The sequence below is a fragment of the Succinimonas amylolytica DSM 2873 genome, from assembly GCF_000378405.1.
In the GTDB taxonomy this organism is placed as follows: Bacteria; Pseudomonadota; Gammaproteobacteria; order Enterobacterales; family Succinivibrionaceae; genus Succinimonas; species Succinimonas amylolytica.
The window spans coordinates 23,827-30,205 of record NZ_KB899637.1; the positions used below are offsets into that span (position 1 = coordinate 23,827).

Annotated in this window: 4 protein-coding genes; 1 reads left to right on the forward strand and 3 read right to left on the reverse strand. The window is 51.6% G+C overall.

Annotated features, from left to right (window positions below; genetic code table 11):
- Positions 1–13: 13 nt before the first annotated feature.
- On the forward strand, positions 14–1,672 hold the full coding sequence (locus F557_RS0109415) for an AAA family ATPase (RefSeq protein ID WP_019001977.1): 1,659 nt from the start codon (positions 14–16) through the stop codon (positions 1,670–1,672).
- 125 nt (positions 1,673–1,797) lie between these two features.
- On the opposite strand, the gene F557_RS19505 is transcribed toward F557_RS0109415, so the two are convergent.
- From F557_RS19505 to F557_RS0109430, 3 genes are all read right to left on the reverse strand, one after another.
- Positions 1,798–2,478: an HAD family hydrolase gene (locus F557_RS19505; RefSeq protein WP_019001978.1), complete on the reverse strand. Its 681-nt coding sequence runs from the start codon at positions 2,476–2,478 to the stop codon at positions 1,798–1,800.
- Positions 2,479–2,964: 486 nt separating this feature from the next.
- A complete protein-coding gene (locus F557_RS0109425; protein ID WP_019001979.1) occupies positions 2,965–5,526 on the reverse strand; it encodes an inositol phosphate phosphatase SopB in 2,562 nt (853 codons plus the stop codon).
- 119 nt (positions 5,527–5,645) lie between these two features.
- Positions 5,646–6,215: a type III secretion system chaperone gene (locus tag F557_RS0109430; protein ID WP_044143314.1), complete on the reverse strand. Its 570-nt coding sequence runs from the start codon at positions 6,213–6,215 to the stop codon at positions 5,646–5,648.
- Between the last annotated feature and the right edge of the window lie 164 nt (positions 6,216–6,379).

Consider the following 6,379-nt stretch of genomic DNA (forward strand, 5'->3'; position numbering starts at 1 on the left):
AGCCAGTTGGAAAATGCTTATTGATCTAACCCAGGATAATCTGTACGTATCTCTCTGTTCTCAGAAACTGAGGGCGGATAAAACCGGATATATTGAAATACTGGATGACCTGGCCCGGAAGGGACAGTGCTTTATGACTCTTTCGGCCCCCCGGGGACTGGGAGTGTCCACTTTTCTTGACATGCTGAACGCTTTTTACGGTGATCGCTATCAGTCCCTGTTTTTTGCGGACACCGAAGTCAGCAGAAATTCCGTGGTAATGTCCGGCAGAGGCGCCTTTTTTGAGATGGCCTTTGATTTTGCGGAGGTTAATGCCACTACCGGCTACAATGACCTTATTACCAGACTCTGCGAGGAAACCTCCCGGGTTCTTAAAACGGTTTTCCCGGGAAAGGCCCGGGGAAAAACGGAATACGATTTTGCAAGATGCCTTCTGGCCATCAGCAGAACGGCCGGAAAGAAACTGGTAATAACCTTTAAGAATTTTGACCGGGTGCAGCGCTATGCTATCCGGCATCTCAATTTCCTGAACGCCTGGCAGCGTCTTTTTGCGCAGATAGAGCAGCTTAATTCCCGGGAGGATTTCATTTATATGCTGGTGGCCGGGGCGCATATTCCGGGAATGACCGAGCTCCTCCGCAACCCTGACAATCCGTCCCGCAGGCTGTTTCTTTCCCTTACCGACAAGGATTTTCCGCGGATTGAGGATATGTATGGCTGGTGCGGCATTACCCAGGAAGAGCTTACCTTTATTCTTCAGGGCAGCATGTCGGATCTGGACGAGGGCGATCTTTACGACTGGTGCGGACATTACGGTCAGGCCCTGATGCGTCCGGCTTCCGTGTTTGCCTCAATTGCCGAGCATGATTTCATTATGACGGTGAATATCGACAGCGGCATGTGGTACATAAAGGAGATTCTGGAGGCCGGTTACGGTTCCTTTCTTCTCTGCGGGGAGCTGGGGGTCTGCCGCCTGCTTAATGGCGAATCGGTTTCCATGCATCAGCTCTGTGATTACGACTGTCGCAAGAGGACTCAGTATTCCACTGAGATCTACAGCTTTACCAAGAGATTTTTAAGCATGCTGTCCGGTGAGGGGCTCGTTACCACGACCCGGCAGTTTGATGATGATCTTGAGAACGTGGAAATCGTTAACCGGGAAACCCTGCTGTCAATTTCGGACATGCTTTCAGAGGATTCCGAATCCTATGTGAGCAGGCTTTCAGCTATCGCCGCAGGACGCCGGGATCTGCCGGAGTCTTTTGCCGCCGGTGCCGGTGAGGCTTTCGGGGAGCTTCTTTCGCGCTACATTACCTTCAAGAGAACCGTGCCCAATACGGCCCAGGTTCTCAAGATCTCCATCTGGCAGGCCATTTATGATCTTCTGTCGGATCTGGAGGGCTATGAGCTGCGGGCTCTTAACAATGTTTTTGCGCTGCACGATCTCAGCTCTGACGACGGGGAAGGGTATTTTCTGGTGAGTGTCGGAGTAAATTCCGACCTGGCAGCGCTGGTGAACGGCGTTGTGAATATCCGGCTGACCTCTCCGGAGCTTCGCCGGCTTATCGGCGGCTATAAGGGGCGGCTCCCTGCCTTTGTCTACCGCCTGGACATTTCCGAAAACCCCGGAGATCCGGTAAAGCTTGAATACCAGAAGGCTCTGGTAGTCTGACCGAATTTCCTGTCAGGACTGCTGCCTGATCTTGGTTCCTGCCCCCTATGACTCGTGATTTCTCCGGGGGCTTTCTTCTGTTCCGCTTTCTGCGGTTTCCTGATGTCCGCGCTCTCTTTGTCTGCTCAGGAAAAGATGAACTTCTGAAGATCTCCGGGAGTACGGGCGATAAAATCCGCGCCGAAGCTTTCGGGAGAAGTGCTTTTCGGGATATATCCCCAGCCCGCCAGTACAGCTGTCATGCCGGCGTTTTTGGCAGCTTCCATGTCTCTTGGATGATCCCCCACGTAGATTGCCGTTTCCGGAACTGCGTTTAGGGTCCGTGCGGCCAGAAGCAGCGCATCGGGATGGGGTTTGGATCTGATGTCCGGACGGCTTCCGATGACGGCGGAGATTCCGCTGGTTTCCCGGAATTTTTTAAGGATGATGAGAGCCAGACCGTGCGGCTTGTTGGTTATAACCCCGGCGGGGATGCTGCTTTCTGAAAGGGCGGTCAGAAGTGCCGGAATTTCCGGAAAAATCATGGTGCGGTCTGCGATGTGCTCTTCATAAAATGTCAGGAATTCCGGTTTAAGCTTTTCGATTTCAGCGGCGGTGAGTGTTCCCCGGGAGGCTTCAAGAAGGAGGGCCCGCATTCCGTCCGAGGCCAGCTCCCGGGATCTTTGGTCGGAGATGCCTCCGGGAATACCATGCCTGTTGATGACATGATTGGCGGCGTTACCGAGGTCCGGAGCGGTATCCAGAAGGGTGCCATCCAGATCGAAGAGCACTGCGGAATAGCGGGACTGCTGTTTTGAGGCGGACATGAGAGCTCCTGAAAAATGCGCATTAACGGACAAAGCTGAGCGGACGGCGGCAGTTATACCGCTTATTCTGAGGGCATAATCCCGCCGGGACGGAGTTCATTATAATTCCTTTTGGGAATCAGGCGTTAATCAGTCATTCCGGATGCGAGGCAATCTGGCCTGGCAGTTTCAGATTCAGCCTGACAAATGGCCGTAATCACAGATGACTGCTGATTTGCGGTGCCTCTGAACCAGTGATCCCTGGCGGTATAGCTGTCGTTCTCTCCTGATATGCCGGATGCGGTTTTGAGCCAGAAAAAAACGGGAAGCGGTACTCCGGGCTGAAACCGGCCCCGCCGAAAACAAAAAAAGGGGGACGCGAATCCCCCAAAGGTTTTCCGAAGACTGGGGAGTCAGACATTGCGGTCCGGGAGTTTTTTTAAGGCTCCCGGAGCCATGCCGTTCTGCAGCGGTCTTCATTCAGGACAGACTGAATGACAGTATCTGCTATGACTTGGCGTGAGAAGAGGCGCCCTGGTAGAAACCAAAGGCCGCGGTGTTAAACTGATGCGGTACCCCGCCACCAATGTTGATGACCCCGGTGCTGCCCTTTAGCTTGCTGCCCATAAGTCCGGTATTAAGTTCGTGAACCTCCATGATACCGCTGTTAATGGCTACTGAGGTCATATTGTTCTGCTGCTGCATGCTGGTGTATGTACCGTTCCTAAGGACGTCGATAACATCGCTGTTTTTGTTCATGTAGGCGACGATATCGGTTTGGGCGGTAACTTCAGACATATTGGCAGCCAAAGTTCTGATTTCCGCATCCAGCTGTCCGGTTCTGTCCTTGCCGCTCTTGCAGTTGAAGCAGGTTTCATTGCCAAGGATGCTGTTCAGGAGGGCGATTCTGGCCGGCAGGGCGTAGGCATCAATGTTATGCTGCTTCTGAACCATGTTGCTGGTAAGGAGCAGTGGCTGCTTCCTGGTAAGGAGGTTGATTTCCAGAGCGAGAATTCGCGCGATTTTTTTCTTGTCCTCCGGGATGTTATTGTCTCTGAGGAACCTGCCAAGCTGAGAATTCTGATCATCGTTCATGCGGGTGAAGGCAGTATTAAGTCTCTCCGCTCTGTTGGCGGTAATATCCTCAAGTTTCACATCGTTGTTCATGAACTCATTTCCGATCATGTTATTCAGCGAGCCGGAATTCCTCTCTTCGGACCTGCGCCATCCCATGTTCAGATTTATTGACTGCCACTGGCACGGGTAGTTGAAAATATTTACCCGGGGACGGACATACACTGTTCTGGGTACAGAATTGGCGGGATTATGGGGATCCGGAACCTTTACGGTGAGCTCCAGAGGTTCGTTGCCGGATACCCGCTCCCAGGCCTGGCACTGCAGTCTGAACATTTCCTCTTCGCCTTTGTCGATCATGCTGGAAGGTGTCAGTAATGAAATAGCCGAGATACTGATTTCAATAGGGTTCTGCCGGGTTCCCCGGTTCTGATTCAGCTCTCCCAGATACTTGTCCTCAACCATGGTTCTTACCAGCTCCTTGGTACGGGCAAGAGTGGCAGCTTCTCTGTCCCGGAATTTTTCATTTTCCGGAACATTTCTGTTTTCCGGAACCTCGAAAGCGGCGGTGGTGCCGTGCCGGTAGCCGCTGAACAGGAGGCTGCCGTTGCCGTCCCGGGTTTCGGTCTTTATAAGATTGGTGATATGACTTACCGTGCGATTCCCGCTGGTATAGTTGTTAACAGATCTGCCGCGGATATCCTGGTCCTGGAAATCCTGGCTTACCTTGACATTAGGGATCTTGTTGAGCGGAATAAGCTTGAATTTGAAGGTCTTGTTATATTTATCGTTGATGTGAAGGGGGAGCTCCTTTTCAATAATATCCCACTTGCCGGAGGCTGCCATGCTTTTATCGATAATGCTCTTGATATCCTTCTTGCCGAGACCGGGGGCATCCGGAACGGTGCTGAGCGCAGTGCGGATAGTTCCCGGGATGCATTCCTTGAGCTTCTTGCTGAGCTTGGAGGCAAAATGGGCAAAGTATTCGAAATCATTTGTGCTCACAATATCAAAATCGTTCCGGGCTTGCATGCTGTCCCTTTTGCCAGCGAGTGCGACTGCCAGGTTGTTGAGATTCTGCATCGCCTGGAATCTGGTATCGTTGTTAAGGGTCTGGATTTTGCTATTGATTTTGTTAATGATTGCTATGCCGGTTTCTATACGGTCGGTATAGGAATCTCTGAAGTTTCTAACAAGATCCGCCTTGTGATTCAGGATGCCCTCGATGTTAATCTTCAGCCGGTCGGCCTTGACCTTCATCTGCAGGAACTGCTGCCTGAGGGGGTTGCATACCCTGTCCAGACCGGGATTGTTTGGATTATCTCTTTTGAGAATGTCAAGCTCCTTAAGGGCGTTACGGCAGTTATCGGAAACCATTCTGGCGGTTTCCAGAAGCGTCTGGTTTTTAGCCATGTCTGTGGCACTGGCTGTTTGCACGTCGTGGGGCAGCCGGTTCTTCAGAGCTACCAGAAGCTGGACAGATTTCTTTGTATTTACGTCAACGATTTCCCGCATCTGCTCGTCGCTCGGATCGAGTTTCAGACTGACATTCTGAAGTGTCTGGCCGGAGGCCTTCTGCCGGGCTACTTCTGCACGGTACTGATCCGGGTTCTCGTTTACATGCTGCTGAAATTTCTCCCTGAGGATCTGGACGGTTTTTCTGATTTCCACGGAATGTCTGATAGCACGGAGATCCTTAAGGGTGAGTCTCTGTGTTCCTGCACGCTGCTCAGCGGTGAGATACTTGTCAAGAATCTGGTTAGCGGTGTTGTCGTTAAAGGTTCTGCTAAGGGCGTTTCTCAGAGTGTTAATGGAGGTGCGGGTATCGGCAGCTACCGTATTGACACCGGTTAGGATGCGGAAACGGTGTCTGTTGTCACTGACTAACGCTCCCTGGTCGGTGATTTTAATCTTGCTGTCATTGGATGCTCTAAGAGTGTTCATATTGTCAAAGACATCCTGAAGCACATGGTCCACATGAATTTCAATTGTCATAGATAATTCCTGTAATTGTTAAAGATCAAGAATCTCCCTTAAGACTCCGGAGAGTCCTAATACCGTGTCAGGCGGGGAGAGCTGCACCGGACACGGGCTATCGGGGTTAGGCCGGAAGGCTATACCGCGATAGCAAAATCATTTGCAGGGGCGGAATGAAAAGGGGCGACAGCCTCTTCATTTTCACTGGCGGCGCTGCTATCGTATTCCATGCCGTCATCGTCAGCCTCCGTAAAGCCGTTCCGATCCAGGTCGTCCTCTTCCCTGAAGGTTTTTGCGATTTCGGCGACGGTGTCCCGGAAAAAGGAGGTGAGCGCCTCGCCGGCTTCGGCGAACCTGAGAAGACAGTCCTCCAGGGAATTTTCGGAGGCCTGGGTGTACTTTTCCTGAAGAACAAATTCCTCGGACTCATCCGAATAGGCAATGGTTCTTCCGCCGGTCAGCTTCCAGCAGAAATTTGCTTTGAGCATCGCAAGAGCAATGATGCTCTGTACCCGGGGTTCCTCCGGGACTTCCCCCAGACTGGTCATGAGAAAAACCTCTCCGGCGGCAGAATCGAAGCACAGGTGAATAGCCATGGCGTCAGCGGTGTCCCCGGTCATGATGGTGCAGTAGTTGTTTTCGTCAAGACAAAGATCGCCATCGCCAAGATTTTTCAGGGTGGTGTTTATCTGTTCTGCAGTAAGCATTTTTTTCTCCGATTTTATGAAACTGTTCAAAAACATTTCGTGTAACGCAGGCAAAAAACAAAGGTTACAGATTTTTTTAAATTTTTTATTATGAAAGAAAGCTCCCCGGCGGACAAACGAAAGCGACGGCCCTTAAGCCGCATTCGGAACGCTGCATGCCCTGG